The organism is Streptomyces sp. NPDC056835, assembly GCF_042789485.1.
Classification (GTDB): Bacteria; Actinomycetota; Actinomycetes; order Streptomycetales; family Streptomycetaceae; genus Streptomyces.
This window is the reverse complement of sequence record NZ_JBHUBB010000035.1, coordinates 79,292-94,547: the sequence shown is the minus strand read 5'-3', so window position 1 is coordinate 94,547 and position 15,256 is coordinate 79,292. Positions and strand designations below refer to the sequence as shown.

14 protein-coding genes and 1 riboswitch are annotated in these 15,256 nt (G+C 69.0%); of the genes, 11 read left to right on the top strand and 3 right to left on the bottom strand.

The genetic code is table 11. The features are described from left to right. Positions 1-233 precede the first annotated feature (233 nt). From ACFRMN_RS31660 to ACFRMN_RS31615, 10 genes are all read left to right on the top strand, one after another. Positions 234-842 carry a CDP-alcohol phosphatidyltransferase family protein gene (locus ACFRMN_RS31660; RefSeq protein WP_030353025.1) on the top strand — a complete coding sequence of 203 codons (609 nt, stop codon included), beginning with the start codon at positions 234-236 and terminating at the stop codon, positions 840-842. A gap of 113 nt (positions 843-955) precedes the next feature. Beyond that, positions 956-3,451 (top strand): sugar phosphate nucleotidyltransferase, encoded by a 2,496-nt coding sequence (locus ACFRMN_RS31655; RefSeq protein ID WP_383026030.1) that lies wholly within the window; start codon positions 956-958, stop codon positions 3,449-3,451. Between the two features lie 110 nt (positions 3,452-3,561). Next, positions 3,562-4,491, top strand: coding sequence for a DUF881 domain-containing protein (locus ACFRMN_RS31650; protein ID WP_383026027.1), 930 nt, complete (start codon positions 3,562-3,564; stop codon positions 4,489-4,491). After that, positions 4,488-4,820 carry a small basic family protein gene (locus ACFRMN_RS31645; RefSeq protein WP_023543062.1) on the top strand — a complete coding sequence of 111 codons (333 nt, stop codon included), beginning with the start codon at positions 4,488-4,490 and terminating at the stop codon, positions 4,818-4,820. Before ACFRMN_RS31650 ends, ACFRMN_RS31645 begins: the two co-directional genes overlap by 4 nt. Before the next feature lie 5 nt (positions 4,821-4,825). Continuing rightward, positions 4,826-5,614 carry a DUF881 domain-containing protein gene (locus ACFRMN_RS31640; protein WP_383026024.1) on the top strand — a complete coding sequence of 263 codons (789 nt, stop codon included), beginning with the start codon at positions 4,826-4,828 and terminating at the stop codon, positions 5,612-5,614. An 82-nt stretch (positions 5,615-5,696) separates the two neighbouring features. Then, entirely contained in the window at positions 5,697-6,578 is an 882-nt protein-coding gene (locus ACFRMN_RS31635) for an FHA domain-containing protein (protein ID WP_383026040.1), read from the top strand. 16 nt (positions 6,579-6,594) lie between these two features. Further along, positions 6,595-7,332, top strand: coding sequence for a MerR family transcriptional regulator (locus ACFRMN_RS31630; protein ID WP_383026021.1), 738 nt, complete (start codon positions 6,595-6,597; stop codon positions 7,330-7,332). A gap of 53 nt (positions 7,333-7,385) precedes the next feature. Beyond that, positions 7,386-7,859 (top strand): bifunctional nuclease family protein, encoded by a 474-nt coding sequence (locus tag ACFRMN_RS31625; protein ID WP_006123076.1) that lies wholly within the window; start codon positions 7,386-7,388, stop codon positions 7,857-7,859. A 179-nt stretch (positions 7,860-8,038) separates the two neighbouring features. After that, a complete protein-coding gene (locus ACFRMN_RS31620) occupies positions 8,039-8,608 on the top strand; it encodes a MerR family transcriptional regulator (RefSeq protein WP_365973492.1) in 570 nt (189 codons plus the stop codon). A 47-nt stretch (positions 8,609-8,655) separates the two neighbouring features. Further along, on the top strand, positions 8,656-10,188 hold the full coding sequence (locus ACFRMN_RS31615; RefSeq protein WP_383026018.1) for a DNA polymerase IV: 1,533 nt from the start codon (positions 8,656-8,658) through the stop codon (positions 10,186-10,188). Here the strand turns inward: ACFRMN_RS31615 and ACFRMN_RS31610 are convergent. Beyond that, positions 10,083-10,481 carry a PRC-barrel domain-containing protein gene (locus ACFRMN_RS31610; RefSeq protein WP_383026016.1) on the bottom strand — a complete coding sequence of 133 codons (399 nt, stop codon included), beginning with the start codon at positions 10,479-10,481 and terminating at the stop codon, positions 10,083-10,085. The two genes, ACFRMN_RS31615 and ACFRMN_RS31610, sit on opposite strands and share 106 nt — an antisense overlap. A 113-nt stretch (positions 10,482-10,594) precedes the next feature. Further along, a riboswitch (glycine riboswitch) is annotated at positions 10,595-10,692 on the top strand. A 178-nt stretch (positions 10,693-10,870) separates the two neighbouring features. Between ACFRMN_RS31610 and gcvP the strand changes: the two genes are divergently transcribed. Continuing rightward, positions 10,871-13,756 (top strand): aminomethyl-transferring glycine dehydrogenase, encoded by a 2,886-nt coding sequence (gene gcvP / locus ACFRMN_RS31605; protein WP_383026013.1) that lies wholly within the window; start codon positions 10,871-10,873, stop codon positions 13,754-13,756. Positions 13,757-13,862: 106 nt separating this feature from the next. Here the strand turns inward: gcvP and ACFRMN_RS31600 are convergent, their stop codons facing one another. Further along, positions 13,863-14,069 carry a DUF5999 family protein gene (locus ACFRMN_RS31600; RefSeq protein ID WP_030353035.1) on the bottom strand — a complete coding sequence of 69 codons (207 nt, stop codon included), beginning with the start codon at positions 14,067-14,069 and terminating at the stop codon, positions 13,863-13,865. A 314-nt stretch (positions 14,070-14,383) separates the two neighbouring features. After that, positions 14,384-14,992, bottom strand: coding sequence for a hypothetical protein (locus tag ACFRMN_RS31595; protein ID WP_383026010.1), 609 nt, complete (start codon positions 14,990-14,992; stop codon positions 14,384-14,386). Positions 14,993-15,256 lie beyond the last annotated feature (264 nt).

Genomic DNA, 15,256 nt, shown 5'->3' with positions numbered 1-15,256 from the left:
GCGCCGATGGTACTGCAGGGGGGACCCTGTGGGAGAGTAGGACGCCGCCGAACAATTATTGTGGGAATGCCCCGCACCTTCTGGTGCGGGGCATTCCTGCGTTCTGGGGACGTTCCCACCGCCCCTCCCTCCTCAAATTACCCCCTGCCAAATTACCCCCCTGCGTTCTTGCGCCGGCCCTGAGGGTAGGGTCAGGAGGCATCGTTGGCACGTTCCACACAGGAGGCCCCCGGGTGGAGGTCCAGGAGACTCGCGTTCAGACGGACCGGGTGCTCACCATCCCCAACATCCTCAGCATGGCCCGCCTCGTCGGCGTACCGCTCTTCCTGTGGCTGATCCTGCGCCCCGAGTTCGGCGGGCCCAAGAGCGACGGCTGGGCATTGCTGGTGCTCATGCTGAGCGGCGTCAGTGACTATCTCGACGGCAAGCTCGCCCGGCGCTGGAACCAGATCAGCAGCCTGGGGCGACTTCTTGATCCCGCGGCCGACCGGCTCTACATCCTTTCCACCCTGGTTGGCCTCACCTGGCGGGAGATCCTGCCCCTCTGGCTCACCGTGGCCCTACTGGCCCGGGAACTGATGCTTCTGGTCATGGTGGCCATCCTTCGCAGGCACGGCTATCCGCCTCCCCAGGTGAACTTCCTCGGCAAGGCGGCTACCTTCAACTTGATGTACGCCTTCCCGCTCCTGCTCCTCAGTGACGGAAGTGGCTGGCTTGCGTCACTCGCTGAAGTTTTCGGATGGGCGTTCGCTATTTGGGGTACAAGCCTGTACTGGTGGGCAGGGATTCTGTACGTGGTCCAGGTCCGTCGGCTTGTCAAGGCGGACAACGTGGCCGACTGAGCTCGTCGATGCGGTGCCGTGCAGTGTCGCCGGTCCGCGCCCGACGTCAAAGGGGCCTCTGTCCAGACGGGTGAAGTCGGCGAGACCGTCTCTTCAAGGAGGACGCTTCCGACATGAAGGCCGTCGTGATGGCCGGTGGCGAAGGTACTCGACTTCGCCCCATGACCTCAAGCATGCCCAAGCCACTCCTGCCGGTCGTGAACCGGCCGATCATGGAGCATGTGCTGCGGTTGCTCAAGCGCCATGGGCTCAGTGAGACCGTCGTAACCGTGCAATTCCTCGCCTCTCTCGTCAAGAACTATTTCGGTGACGGTGAAGAGCTTGGCATGGAGCTGACCTATGCCAACGAGGAGAAGCCGCTCGGCACCGCGGGGAGTGTGAAGAACGCGGAGGAGGCGCTGAAGGACGACGCCTTCCTCGTCATTTCCGGTGACGCGCTCACCGATTTCGATCTGACCGATCTCATCGCCTTCCACAAAGAAAAGGGCGCACTGGTGACGGTGTGTCTGACCCGGGTGCCGAATCCACTGGAATTCGGCATCACGATCGTGGACGAGGAGGGAAAGGTCGAGCGCTTCCTGGAGAAGCCCACCTGGGGACAGGTCTTCTCGGACACCGTGAACACGGGCATCTATGTGATGGAGCCCGAGGTCTTCGACTATGTCGAGGCCGACGTGTCGGTGGACTGGTCCGGTGATGTCTTCCCTCAGCTGATGAAGGAGGGCAAGAAGATCTATGGCTATATCGCCGAGGGCTACTGGGAGGACGTGGGCACGCACGAGAGCTACGTGAAGGCCCAGGCCGATGTGCTCGAAGGCAAGGTCGACGTCGATATCGACGGCTTCGAGATCTCGCCGGGCGTGTGGATCGCCGAAGGCGCCGAGGTCCATCCCGACGCCGTTCTGCGCGGGCCGCTGTACATCGGTGACTACGCCAAGGTCGAGGCCGACGCGGAGATTCGTGAGCACACCGTCGTCGGGTCCAATGTCGTCGTCAAGACCGGCGCGTTCCTCCATAAAGCCGTCGTCCACGACAACGTCTACATCGGGCAGCACAGCAATCTGCGCGGCTGTGTGATCGGCAAGAACACGGACATCATGCGCGCCGCCCGCATCGAGGACGGCGCGGTCATCGGCGACGAGTGTCTTGTCGGCGAAGAGTCGATCATCCAGGGCAATGTGCGGGTCTACCCGTTCAAGACCATCGAGGCCGGCGCCTTCGTCAACACGTCGGTGATCTGGGAGTCCCGAGGGCAGGCGCATCTCTTCGGAGCACGCGGTGTCTCCGGCATCCTGAACGTCGAGATCACGCCAGAAGTCGTGGTGCGGCTCGCGGGTGCGTACGCCACCACCCTGAAGAAGGGCTCCACCGTCACCACGGCGCGCGACCACTCACGTGGTGCCCGTGCGCTCAAGCGCGCCGTGATCTCGTCGCTGCAGTCCAGCGCCATCGATGTACGGGACCTGGAGAACGTGCCGCTGCCCGTCGCCCGGCAGCAGACAGCTCGGGGCAGCGCCGGCGGCATCATGATCCGTACCTCGCCCGGGGTGCCGGACTCCGTGGACATCATGTTCTTCGACGAGCGTGGCGCCGACCTCTCGCAGGGCGGTCAGCGCAAGCTGGACCGGGTGTACGCGCGACAGGAGTACCGCCGCGCGTTCCCCGGGGAGATCGGCGATCTGCACTTCCCGGCGAGCGTCTTCGACTCGTACACCGGCTCGCTGCTGCGCAATGTCGATACGACCGGGATCGCGGAGGCCGGGCTCAAGGTCGTGGTCGACGCGTCCAACGGCAGCGCCGGTCTTGTGCTGCCCAGCCTCCTGGGCCGGCTCGGGGTCGACGCCCTGACCATCAACCCCGGTCTCGACGAGTCCCGGCCGACCGAGACGGCCGAGTCGCGCCGTTCGGGCCTGGTCAGACTCGGTGAGATCGTCGCCTCGGCGCGAGCCGCCTTCGGAGTGCGGTTCGACCCCGTCGGTGAGCGGCTGTCGCTGGTCGACGAGCGGGGCAGGATCATCGAGGACGACCGCGCGCTGCTGGTCCTGCTCGATCTGGTCGCGGCCGAGCGGCGCAGCGGCCGGGTGGCGCTGCCCGTGACCACCACGAGGATCGCCGAGCAGGTCGCCGCGTACCACGGCACACAGGTGGAGTGGACGACCACCTCGCCGGACGATCTGACCAGGGTGGGCCGCGAGGAGACCACGATCTTCGGCGGTGACGGGCGTGGAGCCTTCATCGTGCCGGAGTTCAGCAGTGTCCTGGACGGTACGGCCGCCTTTGTGCGGCTGATCGGTCTGGTGGCGCGTACGCAGCTCACGCTGAGCCAGATCGACGCCCGTATCCCGCGGGCCCATGTGCTGCGCCGGGATCTGGCGACCCCCTGGGCAGTCAAGGGGCTGGTCATGCGCAGCGTCGTCGAGGCGGCCGGAGACCGGCAGGTGGACACGACGGACGGGGTGCGTGTGGTGGAGGCCGACGGCCGCTGGGTGATGGTGCTGCCCGACCCGGCCGAGGCGGTCACTCATTTGTGGGCGGAAGGCCCGGATGACGCGTCGGCGCAGGCGCTGCTCGACGAGTGGTCGTCGGTGGTGGACAGCGCAGGTCACTAGTCCCCTTCGCGGGTGTGTCACGGGTGTGCCGGACGGTGTGATCGACCGCTGTCCGGCGCGCCGGTGGGGCCATTCGGCGGTAGCGCCCCCGACGTGCGACGATGTGCGTCATGTCGCAGCAGCCCCCCATTCGGAGCACCGGCTCTCCGCCGCCGCGTCCCGACGCGTCGATGTCGCTGCTGAACAATGTGATGGATCACAGCCTCGATGAGGGCTACGCGGAGGCGGCGGCCCGTCGGGACGCTGAGGAAGGCGGGCTGCCGCGCACGCTCAAGGCGAAGCTCGGCCTCGCAGCGGGTCTGGTGCTGGCCGCTCTGGTCGTCACGGTCGGAGCCGCCCAGGCGCGGATCTCGGCTCCCGTGGTGGCCAAGGAGCGCGAGGAGCTCATCAGCCGGATCGACGCGAAGACCGCCACGGCGGACACGCTGGAGAGCACGGTCGAGAAACTGCGTACCGAGGTGGGCGAGCGCCAGCGCGCGGCCCTGCGGGCTCACGGCGGCGACCAGGGCGAGCTGGTCGCTCTGCTCGCGGGTGCGACGCCGGTGCACGGGCCGGGCGTGCAGCTCGTGGTGGATGACGCCAAGGACACCGAGTCCGGTGGCGGCGGGCCCCGGGAGAGCAGTGGCTTCTCCGATACGGGCCGGGTGCGCGACCGCGACATGCAGCGGGTCGTCAACGGGCTGTGGGAGTCGGGCGCGGAAGCGATCGCGATCAATGGGCAGCGGCTGACCTCGCTGTCCGCGATCCGGGCCGCGGGCGACGCCATACTGGTCGACAACAGGCCGCTGGTGCCGCCGTACACGGTGCTCGCGGTGGGGGACGGGAAGAAGCTGAGCACCGCGTTCCAGGACAGCGCCGACGGACAGTATCTGCACGCGCTGCAGGAGAACTTCGGTATTCGCACCAGCATTTCGGATCAGGAAGAGGTGCGTCTGCCTGCGGCGCCGAGCCTGATCGTACGTACAGCAGAGCCGAAGGCCGCCGACGCCGGGAAGGGCAACGGACAGGGCGCGGCCAACACCGGGAAGGGCACATCGTGATCGCGGTACTGGGCCTCGTCGTGGGAGTCGTGGTCGGATTGTTGGTCCGGCCCGAGGTGCCGGCGGTGGTCGAGCCCTATCTGCCGATCGCCGTCGTCGCCGCGCTCGACGCGGTCTTCGGGGGACTGCGCGCCATGCTCGACGGGATCTTCGTCGACAAGGTCTTCGTCGTCTCGTTCCTGTCGAATGTGGTGGTGGCCGCGCTGATCGTGTTCCTGGGCGACAAGCTGGGCGTGGGCGCCCAGTTGTCCACCGGCGTGGTGGTCGTGTTCGGTATCCGTATCTTCTCCAACGCTGCCGCGATCCGCCGGCATGTGTTCCGGGCGTGAGGCCGATGAGCGGCGGAGAGACCCCCAGGAACGAGGACGGTACGGACACCCCGTCGGAGCCGGAGCGCCAACAGCTCACCGGCCGCCAGCGGTTGGCCGCGGGGCTGTGGCCGCCGAGGGTGACCCGGGCCCAGTTGATCGTCGCCGTCCTGCTGTTCGTGCTCGGACTCGGGCTCGCCATCCAGGTCACGTCGAACAACGACGACAGCGCGCTGCGGGGCGCCCGCCAGGAGGACCTGGTGCGCATCCTCGACGAGCTCGACAACCGTACGCAGCGTCTTGAGGACGAGAAGCAGCGTCTCGACGCCCAGCGCACCGAGTTGGAGACCAGCTCGGACCAGGCGGAGGAGGCGCGCAAGCAGACGCGGGAGAAGGAGCAGCAGCTGGGCATCCTGGCCGGCACGGTCGCGGCGCAGGGGCCCGGAATCACGCTGACCATCAATGACCCGAGCGGCACGGTCGAGCCGGACATGCTGCTCGACGCCATTCAGGAACTGCGGGCGGCGGGCGCCGAGGCCATCCAGGTCAATGACGTCCGGGTGGTCGCCGATACATACTTCTCGGGTACGGGAGGTGACATTCAGGTGGACGGCAAGGCGGTCACCGCCCCGTATGCCTTCAAGGTCATCGGCAAGTCGCAGGATCTGGAGCCCGCTCTCAATATTCCGGGCGGAGTGGTCCAGACACTGGAGAAGGAGCAGGCCACGGCCACGGTGACGCCGGCTGAGAAGATCATCGTGGATGCCTTGCGACCGGCGAAGCGTCCTGACTACGCTCGGTCGTCGTCGCGGTGAGGCGGGGGCGCATGGCAGTCGTCGTACGCGGGCATGAGGTTGCGGGGGGTCGGCGCACGATCAGCGTGGTGCGTGGTGGAAACTGTCCGGTGGATACGGACGTTGTCAAGATGTCCGGGTCGGCAGGTGTGTTCATTCAGGGTTCGTCCTGCCCCACGGGCGGGTCTGTTTCGGTCAAGGGGAATCGCCCGTGAAGTTGTTTGCGAAGTTGTTCGGCAAGAGCGCCCGCGAGGAGGGCTCCGCTCGCCATCGCGCATCGCGCCATGGCCAGAGCGAGGAGCCGGGTGGCGAGCGCCCGCTCTTCCGTGACCAGGTGGGTGGTGACGCCTCCGGCGCGTCGTCTGTTGACCCTGCTGGTCCCGGCCGCATAGGTTTCGAGGACTCATCTGTCCCTGGGGGGCAGTCGCGGCAGGAGGATCCCTCTATGTCGGCCTTGCCTGTGTGTACGAGGTGCGGACACCGAAACGCCGAAGCCAGTCGGTTCTGCTCCAACTGTGGTGCGCCACTGCGGGGCGCGGCGCCCGCGGAGCGCGCTTCCGAGACGACCTCGACGATCTCCATCTCGGGTCTTGAGGCGTATGACTCCGAGGTGACCGGCCAGACGTCGCTTCCCTCGCTCACGCCGGAGGCGCAGGCGGCGGTCGACGCGCTGCCGATGGGATCGGCGCTCCTCGTGGTGCGCCGCGGTCCGAATTCGGGCAGCCGCTTCCTGCTGGACGGTGAGCTGACCACGGCCGGCCGTCATCCGGAGAGCGACATCTTCCTGGACGATGTGACCGTGTCGCGCCGCCATGTGGAGTTCCGCAGGGGCGCCGACGGTCGCTTCACCGTCTCGGACGTGGGCAGTCTGAACGGTACGTACGTCAATCGTGAGCGGATCGATTCGGTCCTGCTGGCGAACGGCGACGAGGTCCAGATCGGTAAGTACCGGCTGGTCTTCTACGCGAGCCAGCGGGGCGTGTGACCCTCAGGGAAGGTCCATGCTGCGCACACCGAAGGGCGGTGCCGGATCCGGCACCGCCCCCACGGGCGAGTCGCTGCTGAGCATCGGCGCGGTGCTCGCCCGGCTGCGGGACGAGTTTCCCGACATCTCCATCTCCAAGATCCGGTTCCTGGAGGCGGAGGGTTTGGTCGAGCCGGACAGGACCCCTTCCGGTTACCGGAAGTTCAGTGCCGGGGATGTCGAGCGGCTGGCCCGGGTGCTGCGGATGCAGCGGGACCACTATCTGCCCCTGAAGGTCATCAGGGAGCAGCTGGACGGCCTGGGGCGTGGTGAGCGTGTCCCGCTGCCGGGCCCCCAGCGAGGGCCGCTGAGCGCCCTCCCGGAGGCGCGGCCCGAGGTCCCGACCGCCGCGCGTATCGGCCGCGATGAGCTGCTGGCCGCCGCGGGGGTCGACGACAGCCTGCTCGACGAGTGGGAGTCGTACGGCCTCATCACCCCGTTGCCGAACGGCGGCTATGACGCCGGGGCCGTAACCGTGGCCCGGCTTGTCTCGGATCTCGGACGATTCGGTCTGGAACCTCGGCATCTGCGGGTCATGAAGGCGGCCGCGGAACGTGAGGCCGGGTTGGTCGAACAGGTCGTGTCGCCGCTGCGCCGGCACCGTAACCCGCAGACCAGGGCCCGTGCCGAGGTGACCACGAAGGAGCTGGCCGCGCTCTCCGCGAGGCTCCACGCGGCCTTGGTGGGGACGGCTCTCGGGGTCCGGCCGGACTGATCATGGGGGAGTCCGACTACCCAAACCTGCCGGGCACGTCCTAGGGTTGCTGTGTGAACGAGCTCGACGTTGTGGGTGTCCGGGTGGAAATGCCCTCCAACCAACCGATCGTGCTCCTGCGTGAAGTGGGAGGCGACCGGTACCTCCCTATTTGGATCGGACCGGGGGAGGCGACAGCCATCGCCTTCGCCCAGCAGGGCATGGCCCCGGCCCGGCCGCTGACCCATGATCTCTTCAAGGACGTGCTGGAAGCGGTGGGTCAGGAGCTCACCGAGGTCCGGATCACGGACTTGCGTGAAGGGGTCTTCTACGCGGAGCTGGTCTTCGCGAGCGGGGTCGAGGTGAGCGCCAGGCCGTCCGATGCCATAGCGCTCGCGCTGCGCACGGGCACGCCGATCTACGGCAGTGACGGGGTTCTGGACGATGCCGGCATCGCCATCCCGGATGAGCAGGAGGACGAGGTGGAGAAGTTCCGCGAGTTCCTCGACCAGATCTCTCCGGAGGACTTCGGGACCAACAGCCAGTGAGCGGCCGGTGAGCGCTGCGCCGGGCTCTGTCAGCGCATTCGGTCAGCCTTTCCCCGGAAAGGGGTACGGGAAACCACACTCAGGGTGATTATCACTCGGCGTGGCGAGTGTGGCGATCGTTGACGCGCCCCGGGTGACTGCCTACCTTCGACAGGGCAGGTCAAGGACGGAGGGTCGGCGTGAGAAGCAGCGGCGACAGTACGGCGGCGGGCGGTCCGTATCCGCTTCACGGCAGTGCCCCCGATCCCGGTGCGGAGACGGTCGGATACCGGGGTCCGACCGCGTGCGCGGCGGCGGGGATCACGTACCGCCAGTTGGACTACTGGGCACGCACGGGACTCGTCGAGCCGAGTGTCCGCCCCGCGTACGGGTCGGGCACCCAGCGGCTCTACAGCTTCCGGGACGTGGTCGTCCTCAAGATCGTGAAGCGGTTCCTGGACACCGGGGTCGCTCTGCAGAACATCAGGGCGGCGGTCCAGCATCTGCGGGCCGGCGGCTTCCGGGATCTGGACCGGGTGACGCTCATGAGCGACGGCGCGACGGTCTACGAGTGCTCCTCGCCCGACGAGGTGGTGAGCCTGCTCCAGGGGGGCCAGGGGGTCTTCGGGATCGCGGTCGGTGTGGTGTGGCGGGATGTCGAGGCCGCGCTGTCCCAGCTCCATGGGGAGCGGACCGACACCGGCGAGACGCTGATCGGCAACAACCCCGCCGATGAACTGGCCAGACGGCGGCGGGACCGGGCTGTCTGACGCGTCTCCCGGGCCGATTGTCAGTGGCGTGAGGGAGCATCGGTGATGTGAGATCCGCGCCGACGATCCTGCATCTGGACATGGATGCCTTCTTCGCCGCCGCCGAGCAGGCGGCGAAGCCGAGTCTGCGCGGAAAGCCGGTGGTGGTCGGCGGCCTGGGCCCGCGTGGGGTGGTCTCCACGGCCTCGTACGAGGCGAGACGCTTCGGGGTGCACTCGGCGATGCCGATGGCCCAGGCGAGGCGTCTGGCGCCGAACGCCGCCTATCTCGTCCCGCGCTTCTCGCTCTACCGCGCGGTCAGCGAGCAGGTGATGGAGCTGTTGGGGAGGCTGTCGCCGCTGGTGGAGCCGCTGAGCCTGGACGAGGCGTTCGTGGACCTGGAGGCGGGGGGCTCGGCCGATGACACCGCCTCGGCGCTGGCGGCGGGTGAGCGGCTGCGCGGGGACATCAGGGCGGTGACGGGGCTCAGCGGTTCGGTGGGCCTCGCGGGGTCCAAGATGCTGGCGAAGATCGGCTCCGAGCAGGCCAAGCCGGACGGCCTCGTGCTCATAGAGCCGGGTACGGAGCGCGCCCTGCTGGGGCCCATGCCGGTGCGTACGCTGCCCGGCGTCGGGCCGGCGACGGGGGACCATCTGCGCCGGGCGGGCATGACCACGGTCGCCGATCTGGCCGAGGCGGGTGAGGACGAGCTCGTACGGCTGCTGGGGAAGGCCCATGGCGCCTCGCTGTACCGGATGGCGCTCGGGCTCGACGACCGGGCCGTGGTGTCCGAGCGCGACGCCAAGTCCGTGTCGGTCGAGGACACCTTCGATGTCGATCTGCACGACCGGGTCAGGGTGCGCACGGAGGTGGACCGACTCGCGGACCGGTGCGTCGAGCGGCTGCGGGCGGCGGGGCGTTCGGGGCGGACCGTCGTCCTCAAGGTGCGGCGGTACGACTTCTCGACCCTGACCCGTTCGGAGACCTTGCGCGGGCCCACGGACGACCCGGGGGTGGTGCGGGAGGCCGCGGGGCGGCTGCTGGAGTCGGTGGACACCACGGGTGGGGTACGGCTGCTCGGGGTGGGCGTGACGGGGCTCGCGGACTTCACGCAGGAGGATCTCTTCGCCCAGGCCCAGGCCCAGGCCGATGAGACCGCCGCCGCCCCGCACGCGTCGGCGGACTCGCGGGCGCGCGAGCCGGCGGGTGCGGAGCGGGCCGTCGGGGATGGGGCCGCGACGTCCGGAGCGGCGGCGGGCGGGAGCGGTGGGCCCGCGGAGGCTCCGGACGTGCCCGCCGAGCGGCGTTTCCCGGCGGGGCACGACGTACACCATCGCGAGTTCGGTGCGGGCTGGGTGCAGGGCAGCGGGTTGCGGAGGGTGACCGTACGGTTCGAGGAGCCGGGATCCGCGCCGGGGCGGGTGCGGACTTTCTGGGCCGACGACCCCGATCTGGAGCTCTCGGAGCCGCTGCCCCTGGTGCCGGCGGTGGCGGGTCAGTCGTCCTGGCCGGCCAGTCGTCCGAAGTCGCGATCGGAGTCACGGTCGGACAGCGAAGCGGGCCGTTCGGGTGACTCGGGGTCCGGAAGGGCCAGGCCGTAGTGGTGGTACAGCTGGAGTTCCTGGTCGGGGGAGAGATGCCGGCCGACACCGAAATCGGGGGCGTCCCGGATCAGCGCCCGCTCGAACGGGATCCGCAGACCGTCCTGGGAGAGCGTGCTGGGGGCAAGGGGGACGAAGGCGTCGCGACTGAAGAGTCCGGTACGGACAGCGGCCCACTCCGGGATTCCGGTCGCATCGTCGAGATACACCTCGTCCACTGTCCCGAGCTTATGGCCATTGCGGTCGAACGCCTTGCGGCCTATCAGACTGCGCGGATCAACGTCGGTCTCCACGGTCCCTCCAACTGGTCGCAACTGCTTGTGAATACTACAAAAGTGCAGAAGTCGGGCGTCGGCCACTCGAAAGTTGTGCCGAAGGTCGCGCTGGTAGGCTGGCAAGCGGCTGCTGACCCCGTGCGGGAGAGTCCTCCGGAAAGAAGGCCGGAGGCGCCGAAGGAGCAAATCCTCCCCGGAATCTCTCAGGCCCCCGTACCGCACGGACGAGGTCACTCTGGAAAGCAGGGCGGGCGTCGGACGGCATCCGCTCTCACCGACGGTGAAAGCCGGGCCGCCTCCGGGCGGGCCGGTGAAGCTCTCAGGTCGAGATGACAGAGGGGGAGGCCGTTCGGGCACCCGCGTCTCGGTGCCCCTCACAGGTCGCGTCGACCAGGAGGCCTCCCGTAATGACCGTCAACCGCATTCCGCTCTCCCAGCTGGAGCGAGGCACCCCCTTCGAGCAGCGCCACATCGGGCCCGACGCGCCGGCGCAGGCGAAGATGCTGGCTCAGGTCGGCTATGGCTCGCTCGACGAGCTGACCGCCGCCGCGGTGCCGGACGTCATCAAGAGCACGGAGGCACTGCGGCTTCCGGAGGCCCGTACCGAGGCCGAGGTGCTGGCCGAGCTGCGCTCCCTCGCGGACCGCAATCAGGTGCTCGCGCCGATGATCGGGCTCGGCTACTACGGCACGTACACGCCGTCGGTGATTCTGCGCAATGTGATGGAGAACCCGGCCTGGTACACCGCGTACACCCCGTACCAGCCGGAGATCTCCCAGGGCCGGCTTGAGGCGCTGCTCAACTTCCAGACCGTGGTGGCCGAGCTGACGGGACTGCCGACCTCGGGCGCCTCCCTGCTGGACGAGGGCACCGCCGCGGCGGAGGCGATGGCGCTCGCCCGCCGTGTCGGCAAGGTCAAGGGCGGTGTCTTCCTGGTGGACGCCGACGCCCTGCCGCAGACCATCGCCGTGATCGAGACCCGCGCCGAGCCGACCGGTGTCGAGGTCGTCGTCGCGGACCTGAGCGAGGGCATTCCGGCCGAGGTGGCCGAGCGCGGGGTCTTCGGTGTGCTGCTCCAGTACCCGGGCGCCTCGGGGGCCGTACGGGACATCAGGCCCGTGGTCGAGCAGGCGCACGGCCTCGGCGCGATCGTCACCGTCGCCGCCGACCTGCTCGCGCTGACGCTGCTCACCTCGCCGGGTGAGCTGGGCGCGGACATCGCGGTGGGGACCACCCAGCGCTTCGGGGTCCCGATGGGCTTCGGCGGACCGCACGCCGGATTCATGGCCGTACGCGAGAAGTTCGCGCGCAGCCTGCCGGGCCGGCTCGTCGGGGTGTCGGTGGACGCCGACGGCAACAAGGCGTATCGGCTGGCGCTCCAGACCCGCGAGCAGCACATCCGCCGCGAGAAGGCCACCAGCAACATCTGTACCGCGCAGGTGCTGCTCGCCGTCATGGCCGGGATGTACGCGGTGTACCACGGCCCCGAGGGGCTGCGGTCCATCGCGAGCCGTACCCACCGCTACGCCACGCTGCTCGCCGAGGGGCTGCGCGCGGGTGGCGTCGAGATCGTGCACGGCGCGTACTTCGACACGCTGACCGTCCGGGTCCCCGGCCGGGCCGCCGAGGTGGTCGCCGCCGCGCGTGAGGGCGGCGTCAATCTCCGCCTGGCCGACGCCGACCATGTCTCCATCGCCTGCGACGAGACCACCGGCCGTACGCAGCTGGCCGCCGTGTGGACGGCCTTCGGCGTGAGCGGGAACATCGAGGCGCTGGACGCGGCCACCGAGGACGCGCTGCCCGGCGCGCTGCTGCGGACCGACGACTATCTGACCCACCCCGTCTTCCACCAGTACCGCTCCGAGACCGCGATGCTGCGCTATCTGCGCCGGCTCGCGGACCGCGACTACGCGCTGGACCGCGGCATGATCCCGCTCGGCTCCTGCACGATGAAGCTGAACGCGACCACCGAGATGGAGCCGGTCACCTGGCCCGAGTTCGGGGCGCTGCACCCCTTCGCGCCCGCCGAGCAGGCGCAGGGCTATCTGACGCTGATCAGGGAGCTGGAGGAGCGGCTCGCCGAGGTCACCGGCTACGACGCGGTCTCCCTCCAGCCCAACGCCGGTTCACAGGGCGAGCTCGCGGGTCTGCTGGCGGTACGGGCGTACCACCGGGCCAACGGCGACACGGGACGTACTGTCTGCCTCATCCCCTCCTCCGCGCACGGCACGAACGCCGCGAGCGCGGTGATGGCCGGAATGAAGGTCGTCGTTGTGAAGACCCGTGAGGACGGCGACGTCGACGTCGAGGACCTGCACGCCAAGATCGCCAAGCACGGCGCCGAGTTGGCCGTCCTGATGGTCACCTACCCGTCCACGCACGGGGTGTTCGAGGGGCACATCGGTGACATCTGCGCGGCCGTGCACGACGCGGGCGGTCAGGTGTACGTCGACGGCGCGAACCTCAACGCGCTGGTGGGGCTGGCGAAGCCGGGCAGGTTCGGTTCCGATGTGTCGCATCTGAATCTGCACAAGACGTTCTGCATCCCGCACGGCGGCGGCGGTCCCGGCGTCGGTCCGGTCGGGGTACGGGCCCACCTCGCGCCGTATCTGCCCAACCACCCGCTCCAGCCCGCGGCCGGTCCCGAGACGGGCGTCGGACCGATCTCGGCGGCTCCGTGGGGCTCGGCCGGCATCCTGCCGATCTCCTGGGCGTATGTACGGCTGATGGGCGGCGAGGGCCTCAAGCGGGCGACACAGGTCGCCGTGCTCGCCGCCAACTACATCGCCAAGCGCCTGGAGCCGCACTACCCGGTGCTCTACACCGGTCCCAACGGACTGGTGGCCCACGAGTGCATCGTGGATCTGCGGCCGCTCTCCAAGGCGACCGGCGTCAGCGTCGACGACATCGCGAAGCGGCTGATCGACTACGGCTTCCACGCGCCGACGATGTCGTTCCCGGTGGCGGGGACGCTGATGATCGAGCCCACCGAGAGTGAGGATCTGAACGAGATCGACCGCTTCTGCGAGACGATGATCGCGATCCGCGCGGAGATCGAGAAGGTCGCGTCCGGTGAGTGGCCCGCGGACGACAACCCGCTGTGCAACGCGCCGCACACGGCCGCCGCGCTGGGCGGCGCGTGGGAGCACGCGTACAGCCGTGACGAGGCGGTCTTCCCCGCCGGGGTCTCGGCGGCGGACAAGTACTGGCCGCCGGTGCGCCGTATCGACGGTGCGTTCGGCGACCGTAATCTGGTCTGCTCCTGCCCGCCGTTGGACGCGTACGACAACTGACGCCCACGGGCTCGCGGGGCCCGGACATGCGTCGGGGCCGGTGCGGAGGAAGGTCTCCGGGCCGGCCCCATTCATTCCGGCGGCGTCCGAACGCCGTCGGGCGGCGTCAGGCCGCCGTCACCACCTGTTCGGTCCGCAGCGGCCGGTGCGGGGCGATGATCTTCCCGTCGGGCAGCAGCTCGCCGGTGTCCTCGAAGAGCAGAACGCCGTTGCACAGCAGACTCCAGCCCTGCTCCGGGTGGTGAGCCATCAGTCGGGCGGCGTCGCGGTCGGCGGAATCGGCTGTGGGACAGGCTGGTTGGTGCTGGCACATGGGCGAGTTCTTTCGCTGTGTCGTAGTGGGTGTCCTGCGGCTCGATGTGGTCAAGACCGCCCCCCGTATCTGTCTGGTCCAGTCCTAGTGTTGCCCTACGGATGGTAATCCGCAGGGATTTCGCGGCAGCGCTTCCTTCTGCTTAAGGACGTGTCACCCAGCCGGACGGTTCAGTTCAACTTGACCGTCTTTTCGGGTGGTTCGAGGTGGCCGAACCGGGCTAGCCCGACTGAGCAGAAAGGTACCCCGCGACCATAGCGGCCGCGGGGTACGGGAGGAACACGAGTGGCGGGCGCGCTGCCCACGCTCCGGCTTCAGGCGGGTGTACGCAGGAGCGGCGCGGGCGCGAGCCGCAGCCCGATCATGGGCAGCAACTCGGCGACCCGGTGCGGGCGGTGGGCCGCGATGCCCGGCGGGGCCGGCGCGAGAGGGACCAGGATGTCGGCCGGCGCGGGGGACCCCGTGGAGGCGTCGGCCTCCGTGTCCCCGTGCAGCCAGAGCGTCAGCATGTAGAGCTCGGGCACCGAGAGCAGCCGCGGCTGGTACGCGGTCCCCAGGGTCTCCGCCTGCCGTACCGCCCGCTCCGTCGCGGTGACGTACGGGCCCTCGAAGAAGCGGGAGAAGGCCCAGCCGTCCGCGGTGAGCATCGTGTCCGCGGCGGCGACGGCGCGCTCACCGCTGCGGATCAGGAAGCGCCAGCCGGCCAGCCTGGTCCGTGGCGTACGCCCCGCGGGGGCGGTCCCCCGGGCTGCCGGGCTGACCTGGTCGAGCACATGGACGGGCAGCGGGAGTTCGGGGCTCAGCGGTCCCTGGACGGACTGCAGAGCGGGGGTGCGGGCATCGCGCACAGCGGTAGGGGAACCGAGTGCCGCGAGAACGCTGCGCAGGGCGGGCGCGGGAGCCGGGGGGACATGCAGCGGCATGGTGGGTTGCCTCTCACTCAGGAGACAGGGGTGACGCTTGAGGTGGTGCATGGGCGGGTGCGGACGTCGCTGTCAGCGTGCGGGGTCAGAGGTGGGCTCAGGGCTGTAGGCCGGACGCCGACTCTCTGCCTCGTATACGGGAGTTTATACGACACGTGTTCGTGCCATGTTTCTGCTAGCTGTCCCGCATATTGCGGACAAGGCACTATTAAGTCCATCTCCTGCGTAGTTTCTGCCGATAAACGCGGAACGCAGGCGTCTGGC